At 70.5% G+C, this 16,915-nt stretch carries 18 protein-coding genes; 15 read left to right on the top strand and 3 right to left on the bottom strand.

What is annotated here, in order from left to right; genetic code table 11:
• From IE278_RS13910 to IE278_RS13875, 8 genes are all read left to right on the top strand, one after another.
• Nucleotides 1–1,368: a TrpB-like pyridoxal phosphate-dependent enzyme gene (locus IE278_RS13910; protein ID WP_189772165.1), complete on the top strand. Its 1,368-nt coding sequence runs from the start codon at nucleotides 1–3 to the stop codon at nucleotides 1,366–1,368.
• Complete coding sequence (locus IE278_RS13905; protein WP_189772163.1) at nucleotides 1,365–2,666, top strand: ATP-grasp domain-containing protein; 1,302 nt, start codon at nucleotides 1,365–1,367, stop codon at nucleotides 2,664–2,666. The genes IE278_RS13910 and IE278_RS13905 overlap by 4 nt, the downstream gene beginning before the upstream one ends.
• Before the next feature lie 37 nt (nucleotides 2,667–2,703).
• On the top strand, nucleotides 2,704–3,231 hold the full coding sequence (locus IE278_RS13900) for a hypothetical protein (protein WP_189772161.1): 528 nt from the start codon (nucleotides 2,704–2,706) through the stop codon (nucleotides 3,229–3,231).
• 3 nt (nucleotides 3,232–3,234) lie between these two features.
• The gene (locus tag IE278_RS13895) at nucleotides 3,235–3,741 is read left to right on the top strand and encodes a cobalamin-dependent protein (RefSeq protein WP_189772159.1); all 507 of its coding nucleotides are present in this window, start codon (nucleotides 3,235–3,237) and stop codon (nucleotides 3,739–3,741) included.
• Nucleotides 3,738–5,228: a methylaspartate mutase gene (locus IE278_RS13890; protein ID WP_189772157.1), complete on the top strand. Its 1,491-nt coding sequence runs from the start codon at nucleotides 3,738–3,740 to the stop codon at nucleotides 5,226–5,228. Before IE278_RS13895 ends, IE278_RS13890 begins: the two co-directional genes overlap by 4 nt.
• Nucleotides 5,225–6,469 (top strand): ATP-grasp domain-containing protein, encoded by a 1,245-nt coding sequence (locus IE278_RS42930; protein WP_189772155.1) that lies wholly within the window; start codon nucleotides 5,225–5,227, stop codon nucleotides 6,467–6,469. Before IE278_RS13890 ends, IE278_RS42930 begins: the two co-directional genes overlap by 4 nt.
• 170 nt (nucleotides 6,470–6,639) lie before the next feature.
• Nucleotides 6,640–7,866 carry an MFS transporter gene (locus IE278_RS13880; protein ID WP_189772153.1) on the top strand — a complete coding sequence of 409 codons (1,227 nt, stop codon included), beginning with the start codon at nucleotides 6,640–6,642 and terminating at the stop codon, nucleotides 7,864–7,866.
• Between the two features lie 137 nt (nucleotides 7,867–8,003).
• On the top strand, nucleotides 8,004–8,273 hold the full coding sequence (locus IE278_RS13875) for a GlsB/YeaQ/YmgE family stress response membrane protein (RefSeq protein ID WP_189772151.1): 270 nt from the start codon (nucleotides 8,004–8,006) through the stop codon (nucleotides 8,271–8,273).
• Nucleotides 8,274–8,371: 98 nt separating this feature from the next.
• Here IE278_RS13875 and IE278_RS13870 read toward each other — a convergent pair whose 3' ends face one another.
• Both IE278_RS13870 and IE278_RS13865 read right to left on the bottom strand, forming a co-directional pair.
• On the bottom strand, nucleotides 8,372–9,274 hold the full coding sequence (locus IE278_RS13870; protein ID WP_189772149.1) for a hypothetical protein: 903 nt from the start codon (nucleotides 9,272–9,274) through the stop codon (nucleotides 8,372–8,374).
• 122 nt (nucleotides 9,275–9,396) lie between these two features.
• Complete coding sequence (locus IE278_RS13865; protein ID WP_189772148.1) at nucleotides 9,397–9,900, bottom strand: peptidase inhibitor family I36 protein; 504 nt, start codon at nucleotides 9,898–9,900, stop codon at nucleotides 9,397–9,399.
• 293 nt (nucleotides 9,901–10,193) lie between these two features.
• On the opposite strand from IE278_RS13865, the gene IE278_RS13860 reads away from it, so the two are divergent.
• The 4 genes from IE278_RS13860 to IE278_RS13845 all read left to right on the top strand — a co-directional run bounded on the left by IE278_RS13860 (nucleotide 10,194) and on the right by IE278_RS13845 (nucleotide 13,365).
• Complete coding sequence (locus tag IE278_RS13860; protein WP_308434898.1) at nucleotides 10,194–11,000, top strand: ArsR/SmtB family transcription factor; 807 nt, start codon at nucleotides 10,194–10,196, stop codon at nucleotides 10,998–11,000.
• Nucleotides 11,001–11,183: 183 nt separating this feature from the next.
• Nucleotides 11,184–12,248 carry a Rieske 2Fe-2S domain-containing protein gene (locus IE278_RS13855; protein ID WP_189772143.1) on the top strand — a complete coding sequence of 355 codons (1,065 nt, stop codon included), beginning with the start codon at nucleotides 11,184–11,186 and terminating at the stop codon, nucleotides 12,246–12,248.
• Complete coding sequence (locus IE278_RS13850; protein WP_189772141.1) at nucleotides 12,245–12,415, top strand: hypothetical protein; 171 nt, start codon at nucleotides 12,245–12,247, stop codon at nucleotides 12,413–12,415. Before IE278_RS13855 ends, IE278_RS13850 begins: the two co-directional genes overlap by 4 nt.
• The gene (locus IE278_RS13845; protein ID WP_189772139.1) at nucleotides 12,412–13,365 is read left to right on the top strand and encodes a PDR/VanB family oxidoreductase; all 954 of its coding nucleotides are present in this window, start codon (nucleotides 12,412–12,414) and stop codon (nucleotides 13,363–13,365) included. Before IE278_RS13850 ends, IE278_RS13845 begins: the two co-directional genes overlap by 4 nt.
• Here the strand turns inward: IE278_RS13845 and IE278_RS13840 are convergent.
• Nucleotides 13,316–14,131 carry an IclR family transcriptional regulator domain-containing protein gene (locus IE278_RS13840; RefSeq protein WP_189772137.1) on the bottom strand — a complete coding sequence of 272 codons (816 nt, stop codon included), beginning with the start codon at nucleotides 14,129–14,131 and terminating at the stop codon, nucleotides 13,316–13,318. The two genes, IE278_RS13845 and IE278_RS13840, sit on opposite strands and share 50 nt — an antisense overlap.
• A gap of 193 nt (nucleotides 14,132–14,324) precedes the next feature.
• Here IE278_RS13840 and IE278_RS13835 point away from each other — a divergent pair, with 193 nt between their 5' ends.
• The 3 genes from IE278_RS13835 to IE278_RS13825 are packed head-to-tail and all read left to right on the top strand — an operon-like array spanning nucleotide 14,325 to nucleotide 16,904.
• Nucleotides 14,325–15,296, top strand: a complete 972-nt coding sequence (locus tag IE278_RS13835) for an ABC transporter substrate-binding protein (RefSeq protein WP_189772135.1) — start codon at nucleotides 14,325–14,327, stop codon at nucleotides 15,294–15,296.
• Between the two features lie 49 nt (nucleotides 15,297–15,345).
• Nucleotides 15,346–16,119 carry an ABC transporter permease gene (locus IE278_RS13830; RefSeq protein WP_189772425.1) on the top strand — a complete coding sequence of 258 codons (774 nt, stop codon included), beginning with the start codon at nucleotides 15,346–15,348 and terminating at the stop codon, nucleotides 16,117–16,119.
• Between the two features lie 5 nt (nucleotides 16,120–16,124).
• Nucleotides 16,125–16,904: an ABC transporter permease gene (locus IE278_RS13825; RefSeq protein WP_189772421.1), complete on the top strand. Its 780-nt coding sequence runs from the start codon at nucleotides 16,125–16,127 to the stop codon at nucleotides 16,902–16,904.
• Nucleotides 16,905–16,915 lie beyond the last annotated feature (11 nt).

Below are 16,915 nucleotides of genomic sequence, written 5' to 3'. Positions count from 1 at the left end.
ATGCGAAAGACGAAGTTCCTGCTGGGTGAGGAAGACACACCGACCCACTGGTACAACCTCGCGGCCGACCTCCCGGGAGGCCCGCTCCACGCCGCTCTCAACCCCGCTACCCGGGAGCCGCTGACCCGCGCGGAGATGGCGGCCACCATGCCCGAGCCGCTGATCGACCAGGAGACCAGCACCGCCCGGGAGATCGAGATACCGCAGGAGGTGCGCCGCGCCTACACCTTGTGGCGCCCCTCCCCCCTGTTCCGGGCGCACCGGCTGGAGCGCGCCTTGGACACCCCGGCCCGTATCTACTACAAGTACGAGGGCGGCGCCCCGACCGGCAGCCACAAGCCCAACACCGGTATCCCGCAGGCGTACTACAACAAGCTGGCGGGCCGGACCGGGCTGGTCACCGAGACCGGCGCGGGCCAGTGGGGCAGCGCGGCGGCCCTGGGCGCGGCGTTCTTCGGGATGACCGCCAAGGTCTTCATGGTCAAGGTGAGTTACCGGCAGAAGCCCTACCGCCGGGCACTGATGGAGACCTACGGCACCGAGTGCGTGGCGAGCCCCAGCACGCGCACGGCGGTCGGCCGGAAGATCCTCGCCGACGACCCGGACAACCCCGGCAGCCTCGGTATCGCCACCTCCGAGGCGCTGGAGACGGCGGCCGAGGACCGGTCACTGGGGTACGTGCTCGGCAGCGCCGCCAACCATGTGCTGCTGCACCAGACCGTGATCGGCCAGGAGGCCGTGCGGCAGATGGAACTGGCCGAGGACCACCCCGATGTCGTCATCGGCTGTGCGGGCGGCGGCAGCAACCTGGCCGGGCTGGCCTTCCCGTTCCTCGGTGCCCGGCTGCGGGGCGGCAGGCCCGTACGGATCATCGCCGTGGAACCGGCCGCCTGCCCCACCCTGACCAGGGGCACGATCGCCTACGACTACGCCGACTCGGCCGGGCTGGGTCCGCTGTTCAGGATGCACACCCTCGGCCACGGCTTCGTCCCGCCGCCGGTGCACGCCGGAGGGCTGCGGGCCCACGGCATCGGCCCCGCGGTCAGCCGGGCCGTCGAGGACGGGTTGATCGAGGCGACGGCCGTGGGGCAGGTCGGCTGCCTGGAAGCGGGTGTCCGGTTCGCCCGTACCGAGGGCATCCTGCCTGCCCCGGAGTCCACCCATGCCCTTCGGGTCGCCATCGACGAGGCGCTGCGCTGCCGTGAGGAGGGGCGGTCCCGGGCCATCCTGTTCGGCCTGTCCGGGCACGGGCACTTCGACCTGGCGGCCTATCAGAAGTACGCCGCGGGTGAGCTGACCGACGGCGAGGCCGACAGCCACGGGCTGGCGACGGCCGCCGCCGGCATCCCGGGGGTGGGCGCGGCATGAGCGCACAGTCGTCCCCCGCGTACGCCGCCGCCCGCGCCACGGGCCCGGCCACCCGGGTCGCCGTGGTGGACGCCGACGGCATGGGCGCCTTTCTGCCCGCCGCGCTGGCCCGCGAGGGCGTACGGAGCGTGCGGGTACGGTCGGACGCCCCGAACCCGCACCTGTCACCCCGGCCGGACCGGTCGGGGTGTTCCGGCCCGTCCTCGGAGGTCACGCACCGCGGTGACCTGACCGCCACCGCCGACGCGCTGCGCCGCTGCGGGGTGGACTTCGTCGTCGCCGGGGCCGAGTCGGGCGTACTGCTGGCCGACGCGCTGTCCGCCGAACTCCGCACGCCGGGGCACGGCATGCGGCGGCCGTCGGCCCGGCGGAACAAGCACGAGATGGCCTGCGCGGTGCGGGAGTACGGACTGGCCACGGCGGCCTGCCTCGCCACCGACAGCGCCGACGAGGTGGCCGCGTGGGCACAAGGGCACGGCCGGTGGCCGGTCGTGCTCAAGCCACTGGCCAGCGCCGGTACGGACAACGTCCTGTTCTGCCGTTCGGAGGCGGAGCTGCGGGCCGGGGTGGCCGCCATCACGGCCGGCCGCGACCGGTACGGCCGCCGCAACCACGCCGTGCTCGTCCAGGAACACCTCGCGGGCGAGGAGTACTTCGTCAACACCGTCAGCAGCGGCGGAGTACACCACGTGGTCGAGGTGTGGCGCTATCACAAACGGCCGGTCGACGACCGTCCGATGTACGACCACGAGGAGCCAGTGCCCCCGGACGACCCGGTGGTCGGTGTGCTGACGGCGTACACGCTGCGGGTGCTCGACGCGCTGGAGATCCGTAACGGAGCCGCTCACACCGAGGTGATCAGGACCGGGCGGGGGCCCGTCCTGGTGGAGTGCGCGGCCCGCCACGGCGGTTCGCACACGCCGTCCGTGGTGTCCCGCTTCCTCGGCACCGACCAACTGGCGTGTCTGGCGCGCGCCGTCGCCCATCCCGAGGAGGCCGCGCGGGGGCGGTTGCCGCGCTATCACCCGCGCGCCCATCTGCGGTACGTCACCCTCCGCGCCCCCCGGGACGGCGGCCCGCTGTCCACCGAACGGTTCGCGCCGGTACGCGCTCTGAGCACGTTCGTCGACATGGCGCTGACCATGCCGGAGGGCACCGTGCTGCCGCGCACGAGGGACCTCGCCTCGTCCCCCGGCTACGTCTACCTGGGCTCCGCAGACCCGGCCCGGGTGGCGGCGGACCACCAGCGGCTGCGCGCGCTGGAACACGGCGACCTGTACGGCGACCCCCGGCGGTAACGACCACCACCCCACTCGGCGAAAGGTACGCATCCTGATGACCAGGACGAACGAGACGCACACGACCGTCCCCGATCTCTCCGCTCTGTCCGAGTACCCCGCGGCCTGGACGCACACCCCCAAAGCGATCTTCCCCGGGCCGCCGTTGGTCGTCCCGGGGGCCTGTCTGAAGTGGTACGACATCCGCCGCGCCGACGACCAGGCGGCCCCGCACGTCACGGACGAGGCCCGCGCGTTCCTGACCGAGCGGGCGGCGGCCAAGGAGCTGGAGTTCCGGGGGGAGTTGGGGTTCGTACTGCTGCATCTCGACGGGGGCAAGTACTACATGCTCGTCTGTGTGTGGCGGGACCGCGACGAGATGTGGCAGGGCCTGTTCTACAAGGACGACGAAGGCTTCCAGCCGTACCCGCCCAAGCCGGGACTGCTGCGCCCCACCCAGAACGTGGTCGAGCTGGACGCCACCTCGCACGAGCGGCGGGGCTGGTCGCGCTATCTGCGCTCGGCCCGTGACACCGCAGCGAAACAGGCGTACCTGGACGACGCGTGCACCGGGGAGCTGGTGTAGCCGATGCCGTGGACGACACCGCCGCCCCGGAGGCTGGTCATCCTCGGGGTGGCCGCGAGCGACTGCCATGTCGTGGCCAACCAGCTCATCGCCCGCTTCCTGCGGGACGAGGGCTTCGAGGTGGAGAACCTCGGGGCCTGCACGCCCGTCGAGGAGTTCGCCCGGGCCTGCGTACGGCGTCCGGAGGCGGAGGCGGTCCTGGTGGGCAGCCTGAACGGGCACATCCACGAGGATCTGCGGGGTCTGCGGGAGGCGAAGAGGGCCGGGCGCGTCCACTGCCCGGTGGTGGTCGGCGGGAACCTCTCCGTGGGATGCGGCAGGAGCCTCGCGTCGGACCGGCGGCTGTACGCCCTGGGGGTGGACCGGATCGTCCACGACCCGGCCACCCTCCCCACGGTGCTGGCCGAACTGCGCACCGCAGAGAGCCAGTTCGCCGACGGCCGCTTCACCGAGGACGGCACCGCCGTCGGCGCGGGGGCCGCGTGGTCCGGACCCGCCCGCGTCTCATGACCGGCCCACCATCGGCCGGCCCACCATCGGCCGATCCACCATCGGCCGGGTGCTCCGGTGCCGCCCTCCCGACCCTGCGGGAGTCCGTCGCCTACGTCGCGGCCCTGGGCAAACCCGGTGTGGCGCAGGTCCTCGCGGCGGCCCGCGCCCGCGGCCGGGTGGCGGTCCAGCCCCGGTGCGGGGTGGCCGAACACGACAGCATGCGGGCTCTGTTGCGCTCCCTGGAAGCGGAGGCCGCACCGGACGTGCTCACCCTGACCATCGACTCGCACACCCGGCTGCGGCGCTTCGCTGAGGCGGAACGGCTGCTGGACGCCCGCCCGCAGGAGCTGAACGGCTACCCGCTGGTGGCCCACGGCTGGCGGCGGGCCCGGGACCTCAACGAGGCGGTCGCCGCGCCACTGGAGGTACGGCACGGCTCACCGGAGCCGCAGCGGCTGTTCGACGTGGCCGTGGCTGGCGGGATCACCTCGTTCGAGGGCGGCGGCATCTCCTACAACCTGCCCTACTCCAAGCAGGTGCCCCTGCCGGTGTCGCTTGCGGCCTGGGACCGCGTGGACCGTCGCTGCGGCGAACTGGCCGAGCTGGGACTGGTGGTGGACCGCGAACTGTTCGGCACGCTCACCGCCGTCCTGGTCCCGCCGTCGATCAGCCTCGCGGTCAGCGTGCTCGAAGCGGTACTGGCCGCGCGGGCCGGAGTGCGCTGCCTGTCGGTCGCGTACCCGCAGGGCGGCCACCTGGCACAGGACGTGGCCGCGCTCACCGCCATCCCCGTACTCGCCGAGCGCTATCTGCCGCCGGAGGTCGCGGTCCACCCCGTGCTGCACGAGTTCATGGGGGTCTTCCCCCGCGCCCGCCGCAACGCCGAGGACCTGATCCTCTACGGCGCGCTGGTGGCCCGGCTGGGCGGGGCCTCGAAGATCATCACCAAGACCCATCAGGAGGCGGCCGGCATCCCGGACGTCCAGGCGAACATCGAAGGGGTCCGGCTGGCCGACCGGGCCAACTCCCCGCTCCTGGACTTCCTCTCGGTGGACCAGGACCGGGTCCGCGAGGAGCGCCGCTGGATTCTGGCGGAGGTCGCCGAGATCGTCGGTCCGGTGCTGGAGGGGCGCGGAGCCACGGCCGAAGCGCTCCACGAGGCGATCGTCGAGGCCTTCGCCGACGGCACGCTCGACATCCCGTTCAGCGCCAGCCGTTTCGCGAGGTCGCAGATCGTGCCCCGCCGCGATCCCGAGGGGGCGATCCGGTACCTGCGCGCGGGTGCCCTGCCGCTGTCGGCGGAGTCACTGCGCCGCCAGCGCGACCTGCTGGCGGGCCCCCGCGGCTCCCTCCCGTCGGCGGCGTCGCTCCCGGCGATCCTGCTCGCCGACATCAACTACTTCCCCGGCCTGTTCCGCGAGGAGCCCGAAGTCCGTGAGGAGCCCGAGGTCCACGAGGAGCACGAGGTCCGCGAAGAGCACCGAGTCCGTGAGGAGTACGAATGAGGAACGGCAAGCGCGTCCTGCTCATCGGGGGCACACCGAAACACCTGCGGAAGGCGGCGGATCTCGGACTCGGGGTGGTGTACGTCCAGTTCGAGGACGAGTTCGTACCCGAGCAGCGGTCCCTGGCCGAGGCCGTCCTCCTCACCGACTACACCGACTGGCAGTCCCTGCGGCCACTGGTGGAGTCGGCGTACGAGACCTGGGGCTTCTCGGCCGCCGTGTCGCTCACCGAACCCGGGCTCGATCCGGCCGCCCGCGTGAACGACCTGCTGGGTCTCGGCGGAACGCCCTACGAGGTCAGCCACCGCTTCACCGACAAGTGGCTGATGCGCCGCCGGCTCGCCGAGGGACCGCCGGTCGGCGCCCGCCGGGTCGCCGCCGCGCTGCTGACCGACGGCGACGACCTGGACCGGTTCGGAGCCGCGCACGGCTACCCCTTCATCGTGAAACCCACCAGCGGCACCGCGAGCTTCGGTGTCGTCAAGGTGGACGGCGCGGACGCGCTCGCGGCGGTCCGGCAGCGGATCCGGCGTCTGCACACGGCCACGGAACACCCGTTGACCGGTCCCTACGACATCGAGCAGTTCATGATGGAGGAGTACGTTCCGGGGCCTCTGTACAGCGTGGAGACCTTCAGTTTCGACGGCCGGCACGTGGTGCTCACCGTCACCGAGGCCATCACGCGCCCGCGGACCCACGTACATGTCGGCCACGCCCTGCCGGCCCGGCTGTCCGCCGAGGACGAGGAACGCATGGCGGACACCGCCCGGCGCTTCCTCGGTTCGATGGGATTCCGCGACGGCCCCGCGCACACGGAGATCATCCTGAGCCCGCGGGGCCCGGTGATCTGCGAGTCGCAGAACCGGGTGGGCGGCGCCCTGCTCACCGACATGATCGACGCCGTATACGGGTGCGACGCGCAGTCCCTGGCCCTCTCCTGGGCCCTGGGTCTGGCGGACCCGCTGCCCGGGCGCCCGGTGGCCCGGGGCGCCGCCGCGAGCTGGCTGGTGGTGGCCGAGCAGGGCAGGGTCGAGCGCGTCGAGGGTGTCGAGCGGGTACGCGCCGACCCGGACACCCTCGCGGTGAACCTCGGCGTGGCTCCTGGCGACCTGGTCCGCCCGCTGGAGGGCCAGTGGGACGGCCTGGGCCACATCTCGGCTCTGGGCCCCGACACCGACGCCGCGATCGACGCGTGCCGGCGCAACCTGCGAGAGATCAGGATCCACACGCGTGCGGCCTGAGGACAGGAGCCGGCGGCGGGCGGCGGCACTCCCCGGAGCGGCCACACTCCCCGGAGCGGTCACACTCCCCGGAGCGGCCGCACTCCCCGGTGCGGCCGCTCTCCCGGGTACGGTCGCGCCCTTAAGCGGGAGCTTCCCGGTGGTCGGCGATGTCGGCTAGCTTCCGCCGTATGTCCACGCGGAAGAGGTCCGGGCCGGGGTCGGGCAGCGGACGACCGCGCTCCGGGGCGGGCGGCGGACGCCCGCCCCTGGTGACCTGGCCGCTGATCCTGCGGCTGGTCACCATCGTCGGAGCCTCGGCCGGCTTCTTCCTGCTGTTGTCGGTCGTCCCCCTGTACGCGGAGGAGTCCGGGGGCGGGGACGGCGCGGCGGGACTGTCCACGAGCGCCCTGATGCTGGCCACCGTCTGCGGCGAACTGGCCGCGCCCCGCCTCACGGCCCGCTACGGCTACCGTCTCGTCCTCGCGACCGGGCTGATCCTGCTGGGCGCTCCCTCACTCCTGCTGACCGTGTCGCACGGCATGGGCTCGATCGTGGCCGTCTGCCTCGCGCGCGGTGCGGGTTTCGCGCTGACCGTGGTCGGCGGCGGCGCTCTGACCGCGGTGCTGATACCCCCCGAACGACGCGGCGAGGGCCTGGCCCTGGTGGGCGTCGTGTCGGGGGCGCAGTCCGTGGTGGCCCTTCCCCTGGGGGTGTGGCTGGCCCAGCACGCCGGCTTCACCACGGTGTTCGTCATCGCGGCCGTATTCCCGCTGGCCACCGTCGCCGCGGTGGCCGGTCTGCCCAGGCGTGAACCGGCCACGCAGAAACCCCTGGGCATGGTCGACGGTTTCCGCACACCCGCGCTGGCCCTGCCGGCGGCGGTCTTCGCGACCACGGCACTGGGCGCGGGCATCATCGCCACCTTCCTGCCGCTGGCCGTGTCGCCGGACCGGGCGGGTCTGGTCTCGGCGGCGCTGTTCCTGCAAGCCGCCACGGCGATCGGGGCCCGCTGGGTGGCGGGCCGGTACGGCGACCGCCACGGGCCGGCCGGCCTGGTCGTCCCCGGTCTGCTGCTGTGCGCGGGCGGCATGCTGGCCACCGCGCCGACGGGCAGCGCCGCGGCCGTTCTCATCGGCATGGCCCTCTTCGGCACCGGCTTCGGCATCGCCCAGAACGCCACCCAGACCCTGATGTACGCACGGGTTCCCACCTCGGGCTACGGCGTGGCCAGTGCCCTGTGGAACTTCGCCTACGACGCGGGAATGGGGCTCGGCGCCGTCTTCTTCGGCCTCCTCAGCGCCGGAACGGGCTACTCCGTGGCCTTCGCCGCGACCGGCGCACTCATGACGGCAGCGCTCGTCCCGGCCTGGCTCGACCACCGGATGTCCCGTCCGCCCCCGGACTCCCCCACCTGACAGACCGACGGGTCGGTGATCAACGGGAAGCTTGCCCGCGGCTGCCCTTGATTCCGCAAACCGCGTTTGAAAGCGGCGACACGGAACACTCGGTTGTTCTGACACAGTCTTTATACGACCAGGTAGGAGACACAATCATGGGCATCATCGCCTGGATACTCATCGGTCTGCTCGCGGGCCTCATCGCCAAGGCGCTCATGCCCGGCAAGGACCCGGGCGGCATCATCATCACGATGCTCATCGGTATCGCGGGAGGCCTCCTCGGCGGCTGGCTCGGCAAGGTGATCTTCGGCGTCGACTCCATCGACGGCTTCTTCGACATCTCCACCTGGATCGCCGCCATCGTCGGCTCGATCATCCTGCTCGTCGTGTACCGGGCACTCACCGGAAACCGCCGCCACGCCTGACCGGCACCCGGCCCGCACCTGTGAAACGGCTCCGCCTCCCACCCTGGGAGGCGGAGCCGTTTCGCGGGTGCGGATATCGCGGCCGAGCTCTCACGGCGTCACCGGATTCCCTCGGCGGCCGTCTTCCAGATGGCTGTGAGCCGCTTCAGCTGGAGCTTGTCAGCGGTGGGCAGCGACTGCGCGTAGGCGCGTCGCAGGGCCAGGACGGTGGAGGGTACGTGGACTTCGGCGCCGCAGCCGCCGTCCGCCACCGCGACGGCGATCTCCCGTTCACGTAGGGCGGTGGTGACGCCCTGCGCGCGGTAGGCGGCCTTGAGCTGATCATAGGCCGCGTCGGGGGACGCATAGGCGTATCCCTCGCCGCGCATGCATGTCCGCCAGTCGTTCATGGCGTCGCGGTACTTCGGGGACTTCTCCACGCGGGGAGTGAGCTCGCTGTTGAGATTCTGCGGGAAGTAGGCAATGGCTACCCAGTCGTCCAGGTTTCCGTAGAGAGACGTACGGCTCCGTGCCTCGCAGCCACGCGCCGAGAAGGTGATGTTCCGACCACCGTCGAAGCTCATCTCACGGAAGTCGGTGGCGTTTCCTCGCAGGGCTTCGGTGTACGCGTCGGCGTTCTTCTTCGAAAGCCCTGCCACATAGGCGTCGTTGGTCGCGGTGCCGGCTGCTTCCTTTTCGTCGCCGTACTGAGAGGCGAGACCATAACCCCGTTCGTGGCGCTCCTTCATGTTCAGGGAGCGTTCCTCGTCGGACTCGGCCGTCGGGGCGGACGCTTCGGCGCGATAGCGGAATCCCTTCGCTGTCATGCATGCCGATATGAGCTCTGATTCCGCGTTCGCGAGATCGACGTTGGTCCGGGTGAAGGTACCGGAACGGGTGAGGAGGTCGAGTTCGAGGCTGGTGAGTTCAGCACTGGTGACGTCACCGTCGGTGGCGGATGTCCCGCAGGCGCTCAGGGTGAGAACGCCCGCCACCGCGCAGGCGAGCGGAGCGAGTCGCATGGTGCCCGGACCCTCTCGGTCGTTGGGTGGAAGGCGGGTGAGAGGTGCGGTGCCCGCGGGGCGATCACCCGCGGACACCTTGGAACCACCTTGGAGCGGCAGAAGCTTTTCGAGCGACGGGGCTACGGCACAGGGCCGCCGCATGCCGAGCTCGTACCGCCGGAAGCGGTGCTCCAACTGTTCGAGGAGACCGCGTTGTTGAACGTGGAGTTGAAGTCCCCACCGGTACCGCGATACACGATGCCCGCGCTGCCCGAGTAGGACTTCCCGGTCCAGACGATGGCTTCGCAGCTGTTTCCGTTGTTGTAGTCCGAGGACGCGCAGTTGTCCCAGTTGCCGTTGGGACAGGCGCTGCGGCTGAAGACGGACCAGTCGGCGTTCCTACCCGAGAGTTCACCCGGATTACCCGCCGGCGAGTAACCGGCGTTCGGCCAGAAGCAGAAATTGCCCGAACCGCATCCGGAAGGTGCCGCGGCGACCTTCACCGACTTGAATGCCGTCGCGGTCACCTGATTCCGCTCCTCGGAACTGTTCGCCGAGTTGTTCGCGGAACTGGCCGCCGAGGTGCCGGCCATAGCGCCGAGCAGGAGAACCACTCCCGCGATCATGGCCAATATGCGTCTCATCTTTCCCCTTTACCGCTCGATTTGGTCTCCTTCACTATTGCCACCGCCCGTCCCGCCTGGCCATGCTGTGTCGCCAGGAGGAAAAAGCCGTGGTCGCAAGGGGGAACGGCGTGCTCCGAATTCACTTCACAGATGCCGACCTGGCGAGAACCCGGATGGCCACGGCACCTGACGCGCTCTGGGAGGTGGCCGCGAGTCTGCACCGCTTTCAGACCCGCGCGGGCCGTTGGGCATATGCCGGGTGGTACCGGACCACCCACGCCCGACTACGTGAGCAGAGACTCGACCGCGTCGTGCGCGAAGTGCTTCTGCCACTGTTTCCGAGAGCCCGGTACTTTCCTGATTTCCTGACGCCCGACCGGTCGAGCTGTGCCGACGAGGGACTGGACGCCGCACTCGACGCCATCGTGTCCACACCCTCCGGCCGGGTGAACTGTGAACTGGCCATGCTCTACCGGCACGTCCGAGCTCCGGCGTGGGTGCGACGGCTGACCGACACACAGGAACGCCGGGACTTCGTGGCCACGATCCGCTCGTACCACGAGGTCGCCGTACGCCCGTTCGCCGACCAGATCCATGCCCACCTGGAAGCGGGGCGGTCGTCGTCCTGCCGCGAACTGCTCCATGGAGGTATCCAGGGGATGCTGGCCGGACTCGGACCGGCCATGCGCTGGCAGCCCCCGGTCCTCCATGTCCGCTACGCCGTGGACCGGGACCTGCACCTGGGCGGCCGGGGCATCCGGCTCGTACCGTCCTACTTCTGCTGGGACAACCCGGTCAGCCTGGCCGACCCCCGGCTGCCGCCCGTGCTGATCTACCCCTTGCTGCACGAACCGGTCGCGGCGACCCCGTCCACCTCGCCCACCCCGTTGACCGCACTGCTCGGACGCACCCGGACGACCGTGCTGCGCGTCGCGGCGTCGGGAGCGGGCGCCACCACCGGGGAGATCGCCCGCGCGACGGGGATCTCCCCGTCCTCCGTCAGCAAACACACCGGGGTACTACGCGGCGCGGGCCTGCTGATCAGCAGCCGACACGGCGGAAACGTCCTGCACACCCTCACCCCGGCCGGCGCGTCCATGCTCCGCACCGACAGCTGAGCCTCAACGCGTCCATGAACTCCGGTCGCCATGCCCCGGATCCGCAGGAGTCTGCCGGATCAGACGACCACCGCCCCGAACAGGCATTCTCTTCTACCCCTTCCGTGAGACGGAAGAGGTGTTGCGCCCCGGTGGCGCCCTTCCGGACGATGTCGCCATCGCCCAACGACGGGAGCCGCAAAGATGCCGCACACCACCGCCTTCGCCAGGAACCAGTGGTACGTAGCCGCCTACGCCCATGAGGTCGGGCGGGAGTTGTTCGGGCGGACCGTGCTCGGTGAACCGCTCGTCTTCTATCGGACCGAGGACGACGGGCGGCCCGTCGCGTTGCACGACCGGTGTGTGCACCGCCGTTATCCGCTGTCCGCCAGCGGGCTCGACGGCGACCGGATCGTCTGCGGGTACCACGGGTTCACGTACGACACGACGGGTGCCTGCGTGTACGTGCCGGGTCAGAAACGGGTGCCGCGTACCGCCCGGGTCGCCTCCTACCCGGTGGTCGAGCAGGACTCCCTGATCTGGGTGTGGATAGGTGACCCCGCCCTCGCCGACCCGGAGGTCATTCCGCGGGCCAGGCATCTCGACTCCCCCGGCTGGGTCACCGTCAGCGGGATGGAGCCGATCGACGCCGACTACGGCCTCCTCGTGGACAACCTCCTCGACCTGTCCCACGAGACGTATCTGCACGGCGGTTACATCGGTACCCCCGAGGTCGCCGAGACACCCATCACCACCGAGGTCGACGAGGGCGCGGGCATCGTGCGGGTGAGCCGGCACATGGACGACGCCGAGTGCCCGCCCTTCTACGCCAGGTCGACCGGTATCGAGGGCCGGATCACCCGCTGGCAGGACATCGAGTACCACGCCCCGTGTCTGTATCTGCTGCACAGCCGGATCGCGCCGGTCGGTGTCGTGCCCGAGCCGGACGGCAGCGACCCGAACGGCTTCCACACGGAGATCACGTACGCCATCACCCCGTCCGCCGACGGCGCGGTGTACGACTTCTGGATGGTCTCGCGCGACTGGGCGACCGACGACGCCGAGGTGACGGAGTTCCTGCGGGCCAACAACCACACGGTCGTGATGCAGGACGTCGACGCGCTCAACCTGCTGCAGCGCACGCTCGGCACGGAGCGCAGCGGCTACCAGGAGCTGAGCATCAACATCGACACCGGTGGTCTGGCCGCCCGCCGCATCCTCGCCCGGCTGGTCGAGGAGGGCGAGAAGCCCGTGGAGAAGGTCCTGTGAGCAGCTCCACCGGTGAGGTCTACCGCATCGACTGGCTGCCGGGCACCGACGTGCTCCACGGCACCTGTCACTGCGGGGCCGAGCACACCGCCGAGGACCCGGTCGAGATGTGGGAGTGGATGCTCGGTCACCCCGAAGGACACACACCTCAGGGACACCGCTCATGAGCACGTACGAAGCCGAACTCGTCGTCGCGCACAGGGACTTGGCTGCCGATGGCGTACTCGCGCTCACTCTCCGCCATCCGCTCGGCGACGCGCTGCCCGGCTGGGCGCCCGGGGCCCATGTCGATGTGGTCCTGGGGCCGGGTCTGGAGCGGCAGTACTCGCTGTGCGGCGATCCGGCCGACCTGCGCGAGTGGCGTGTCGCGGTGCTGCGGGAGCCCGAGGGCCGCGGCGGATCCGCCCATGTGCACGGGCAGTTGGAGGTGGGCGACAAGGTCCGCGTGCGCGGTCCGCGCAATCACTTCGCCCTCCTGCCGTCGCCCCGCTATCTGTTCGTCGCGGGCGGTATCGGCATCACCCCGATCCTGCCGATGCTGGCCGCGGCCGAGGCGGCGGGCGCGGACTGGACCCTGTTGTACGGGGGCCGGACGCGCGAATCCATGGCGTTCAAGGAGGAGTTGGCGGCGTACGGGGAGAAGGTCCGGCTCGTCCCGCAGGACGAGTGCGGGCTGCTCGACCTCGCCTCCGCACTCGGCACCCCGCGACCGGACACCCTCGTCTACTGCTGTGGGCCCGGTCCGCTGCTGGACGCCGTGGAGGAGCGGTGCGCGCGGTGGCCGAGCGGCGCGCTGCACGTCGAGCGCTTCCAGCCCAAGGCGCCGGACGTCCAGGACCCGGGCGGGGAAGGGGAGTTCGAGGTGGTGCTGGAGCGGTCGGGACGCACCCTCACCGTGCCCGCCGACGCCACCGTGCTCGACACCGTGCGCGCGGCGGGTGTCGAGGTGCTCTTCTCCTGCACCGAGGGCACCTGCGGGACCTGTGAGACGGACGTCCTCGACGGCACGCCCGACCACCGGGACTCGGTGCTCACGGACGAGGAGCGGGAGGCCGGCGAGACCATGCTCATCTGTGTGTCCCGGTGCCTCGGGAAGCGCCTCGTGCTCGACCTGTGATCCGCAGGTCCGCCTCGATCCGGGCGACCGTGGCCAGCAGATGGGGCAGCAGGTCACGGCGTACGGACTCCACCGAGTTGCGGCTGGCGTGCACGGGGACGTTGACCGCCGCCACCACCTCGCCGTCCCGGTCCCGCACCGGGACGGCGACCGAGCGCAGTCCCTCCTCCAGTTCCTGGTCGACGATCGCGTACCCCTGACGGCGTACCCGGCGCAGTTCGGTGCGCAGCAGTTCGGCCGAGACGATCGTGCGGGCCGTCAGGGGGATCAGGTCCGCGCGGGACAGCCGGGTGTCGATCTCCTCGTCGGGCAGCTGGGCGAGCAACACCCGTCCCACCGAAGTGACATGGGCCGGAAAGCGGCTGCCGACGGTGATGGTCGCGGTCATGATGCGGTGCGTCGGTACGCGGGCGGCGTACACGATGTCGTCGCCGTCGAGGACGCACAGGGACGACGACTCCCTTATCTGCGTGACGAGTTGCTCCAGATGCGGCTCGGCGATCTCCGGCAGGGTGAAACTGGACAGGTAGGAGTATCCGAGTTCCAGGACGCGCGGGGTGAGCCGGAACATCCGGCCGTCCGTCTGCACGTATCCCAGGTCGAAGAGCGTCAGCAGGAAGCGGCGGGCCGCCGCGCGGGTCAGGTCGGTGACCCGCGCCACCTCGCTGAGCGTCAGCTCCGGATGGTCGGCGTCGAACGCGCGGATGACGGCGAGGCCGCGCTCGAAGGAACGGACGAAATGCGGTTCGCGGGCTCCAGCAGGCATCGTCGCCTCCACGGGACGCACGGGGGTGCGCTCTGCGCACGCTAGGAGCACACTTCGGCAACTGTCAACGACCTTGCGCGTCAAGGGCATTGACCTGTTCCACGGCCAGGTTCTACGTTCCCGCTGAGCACTTCTGTGCGGTCTGCGCACAGCCTGTCGAAGAACTGTCCCAAAAGTTTCCATAGGGGGAGTGATGCGTCGTCTGCTCATCGGCCTCGTGACCGGCGCAACGTTCGTCGCCGCGACGGCCTGCGGTTCGTCCGACTCCCCCGGGTCGGACGACAACGACAAGGCTTCCGGCGGTACCACCACGGTCAAGGTCGGCGTCATCCCCATCATCGACGTCGCCCCCATGTACCTGGGCCAGAAGAAGGGCTTCTACAGCGAGCGGGGCATCAAGTTGTCCCTGACGAGCGCGCAGGGCGGTGCGGCGATCGTGCCCGGTGTGGTCTCGGGCCAGTTCGACTTCGGCTTCAGTAACATGACGTCCCTGCTGGTCGCCCAGTCCAAGAACGTACCGGTCGAGGCCGTGGTGAACGGTGTCGCGTCCACCGGCAAGAAGGGCGCCGACTTCGCCGAGCTCGCCGTGAAGAAGGGCAGCCCCCTGAAGTCCGCCAAGGACGTCGAGGGCAAGAAGGTCGCCGCCAACACGCTCAACAACATCTGCGACACCTCGACCAGGGAGTCGGTCCGCAAGGACGGCGGCGACCCGTCCAAGGTGAAGTTCGTGGAGATGCCCTTCGACCAGATGCCGGCCGCGCTCGAAGGCGGTCAGGTGGACGCGGCCTGTGTCGTGGAACCGGCGCTCGCGAGCATCAAGGCGCAGGGCGGCACCTCCATCGCGTCACTCTTCGTCGACGTGTCACCCGACCTGACCGTGGCCATGTTCTTCTCCTCGCAGAGTTACGTGCAGAAGAACCCGGAGCTGGTGAAGAAGTTCCAGGCGGCGACCATCGAGTCCCTGGAGTACGCGGACAGCCACCCGGAGGAGGTCCGCGACATCATCACCACCTACACGAAGATCCCGCAGCCGCTGGTGGAGTCGCTGGTCCTGCCGCGGTGGCCCGCCGAGCCGGACCGTCGCTCCATCGAGAGGCTGGCCGAACTGGGCCAGCAGGACGGCCTGTTCGAGAAGGAGCCGGACCTGGACAAGCTGCTGCCGTGAAAGCCGCGACAGCAGAGAAGGCCGAGAAGGCGAGAAGGCCGTGACAGCCGTGAAGGGCACCAACGCCCTGCTGGGCGCCTGCGGGCTCGCGGCCTTCCTCGCCCTGGGCGAGGTGGTGCCGCGGCTCGGTCTCGTCGACGAGGACTACTTCCCGCCGACCAGCCGCATCGCCGACGCGCTCGCCACCGAGCTGGCCGACGACGCGTTCTGGACCGCGCTCGGGGACACCCTCACCGGCTGGGCGATCGGCCTCGTGATCGCCGTGAGCGCGGGCATCGTCGCGGGCGTCCTGATCTCGGTCACGCCGTACCTCCGGGAGGCGACCGCCTCGACGATCGAGTTCCTGCGCCCGATCCCGTCGGTCGCGCTGATCCCGCTCGCCGTGCTGCTGTACGGCACCGAACTGCGCTCGGTGCTCGTGCTGGTCGTCTACGCGTCGTTCTGGCAGGTCCTCGTACAGGTCATGTACGGCGTCCAGGACGTCGACCCGGTCGCCGAGGAGACCGCCCGCTCGTACGGCCTCGGCACCTGGGCGCGGGTCCGCCATGTGCTGTGGCCCACGGCCCTCCCGTACGTCATGACGGGGGTGCGGCTGGCCGCGGCGGTGGCGCTGATCCTCGCCGTGACGGCCGAACTCGTGATCGGCGCACCGGGGTTGGGCGCGCGGATCGCCGTCGCCCAGACCTCCCAGGCGGTACCGGAGATGTACGCGCTCGTGGTGGTCACCGGTGTGCTCGGGCTGCTCATCAACGTGGGCGCGCGGACCGTCGAACGGCGGGCGCTGGCCTGGCACCAGTCCGTGCGCGGGGAGGTGGCGGTGTGAAGGACCTGGAACGTGCCCTGCTGCGGCTGTTCCTCGTCGTGGCGCTGCCCGCGCTGCTCGTCGTGGCGTGGTGGTACGCGTCGGACGGCAGCACGGACATCTACTGGCCGCCGCTGCGCACCATCCTCACCACGTTCCCGGACGTGTGGACCGGTGAGCGGCTGCGCGAGGACGTCCTGCCGAGTGTGCTGCGGCTGAGCGCCGGCTACGCGTGCGCGGCCGTCGCGGGCGTGGCGCTGGGCACGGTGATCGGCTCGTACCGCCGGGTGCGGGCGGTGTGCGAACCGGTCCTCGAGTTCCTGCGGGCGGTACCGCCGCCCGTGCTCGTCCCGGTCATCATGCTGTTCGCGGGCATCGGCGACACCATGAAGATCGCGGTGATCGCGAGCGGCTGCGTCTGGCCGATCCTGCTCAACACCGTCGAAGGCGTACGGGCGGTCGACTCGGTGATGTCCGAGACGGCCCGCTCCTACGGCATCACGGGCGTCGCGCGGCTGCGGCACCTGGTGCTGCCCGCGGCGAGCCCGCAGATCTTCGCGGGGCTGCGCCAGGCCCTGTCCATCGGGATCATCCTGATGGTCATCAGCGAGATGTTCGCCGCCAGCAACGGGCTCGGTTTCACCATCGTCCAGTTCCAGCGCGGCTTCGCCATCCCCGACATGTGGACCGGGATCCTGCTGCTCGGTCTGCTCGGGTTCGTCCTGTCGGTTGTCTTCCGGCTCGTCGAGCGCCGTGCGCTCGGCTGGTACCACGGTGCGCGCGACGCTTCCCGGCGGTCGTCGTGAACCTCGCGAAA

The sequence above is a fragment of the Streptomyces tauricus genome, assembly GCF_014650955.1.
GTDB classification, from domain to species: domain Bacteria; phylum Actinomycetota; class Actinomycetes; order Streptomycetales; family Streptomycetaceae; genus Streptomyces; species Streptomyces tauricus.
This window is presented reverse-complemented; position numbering and strand designations above follow the sequence as displayed.

What these genes read in the sequence shown, in the direction of transcription:
- IE278_RS13865 (WP_189772148.1), bottom strand. Translation starts at nt 9,900, where the DNA reads ATGAGACGCATATTGGCCATGATCGCGGGAGTGGTTCTCCTGCTCGGC.
- IE278_RS13895 (WP_189772159.1), top strand. Translation starts at nt 3,235, where the DNA reads ATGCCGTGGACGACACCGCCGCCCCGGAGGCTGGTCATCCTCGGGGTG.
- IE278_RS13875 (WP_189772151.1), top strand. Translation starts at nt 8,004, where the DNA reads ATGGGCATCATCGCCTGGATACTCATCGGTCTGCTCGCGGGCCTCATC.
- IE278_RS13880 (WP_189772153.1), top strand. Translation starts at nt 6,640, where the DNA reads ATGTCCACGCGGAAGAGGTCCGGGCCGGGGTCGGGCAGCGGACGACCG.
- IE278_RS13845 (WP_189772139.1), top strand. Translation starts at nt 12,412, where the DNA reads ATGAGCACGTACGAAGCCGAACTCGTCGTCGCGCACAGGGACTTGGCT.
- IE278_RS13840 (WP_189772137.1), bottom strand. Translation starts at nt 14,131, where the DNA reads ATGCCTGCTGGAGCCCGCGAACCGCATTTCGTCCGTTCCTTCGAGCGC.
- IE278_RS42930 (WP_189772155.1), top strand. Translation starts at nt 5,225, where the DNA reads ATGAGGAACGGCAAGCGCGTCCTGCTCATCGGGGGCACACCGAAACAC.
- IE278_RS13870 (WP_189772149.1), bottom strand. Translation starts at nt 9,274, where the DNA reads ATGCGACTCGCTCCGCTCGCCTGCGCGGTGGCGGGCGTTCTCACCCTG.
- IE278_RS13900 (WP_189772161.1), top strand. Translation starts at nt 2,704, where the DNA reads ATGACCAGGACGAACGAGACGCACACGACCGTCCCCGATCTCTCCGCT.
- IE278_RS13905 (WP_189772163.1), top strand. Translation starts at nt 1,365, where the DNA reads ATGAGCGCACAGTCGTCCCCCGCGTACGCCGCCGCCCGCGCCACGGGC.
- IE278_RS13835 (WP_189772135.1), top strand. Translation starts at nt 14,325, where the DNA reads ATGCGTCGTCTGCTCATCGGCCTCGTGACCGGCGCAACGTTCGTCGCC.
- IE278_RS13855 (WP_189772143.1), top strand. Translation starts at nt 11,184, where the DNA reads ATGCCGCACACCACCGCCTTCGCCAGGAACCAGTGGTACGTAGCCGCC.
- IE278_RS13910 (WP_189772165.1), top strand. Translation starts at nt 1, where the DNA reads ATGCGAAAGACGAAGTTCCTGCTGGGTGAGGAAGACACACCGACCCAC.
- IE278_RS13890 (WP_189772157.1), top strand. Translation starts at nt 3,738, where the DNA reads ATGACCGGCCCACCATCGGCCGGCCCACCATCGGCCGATCCACCATCG.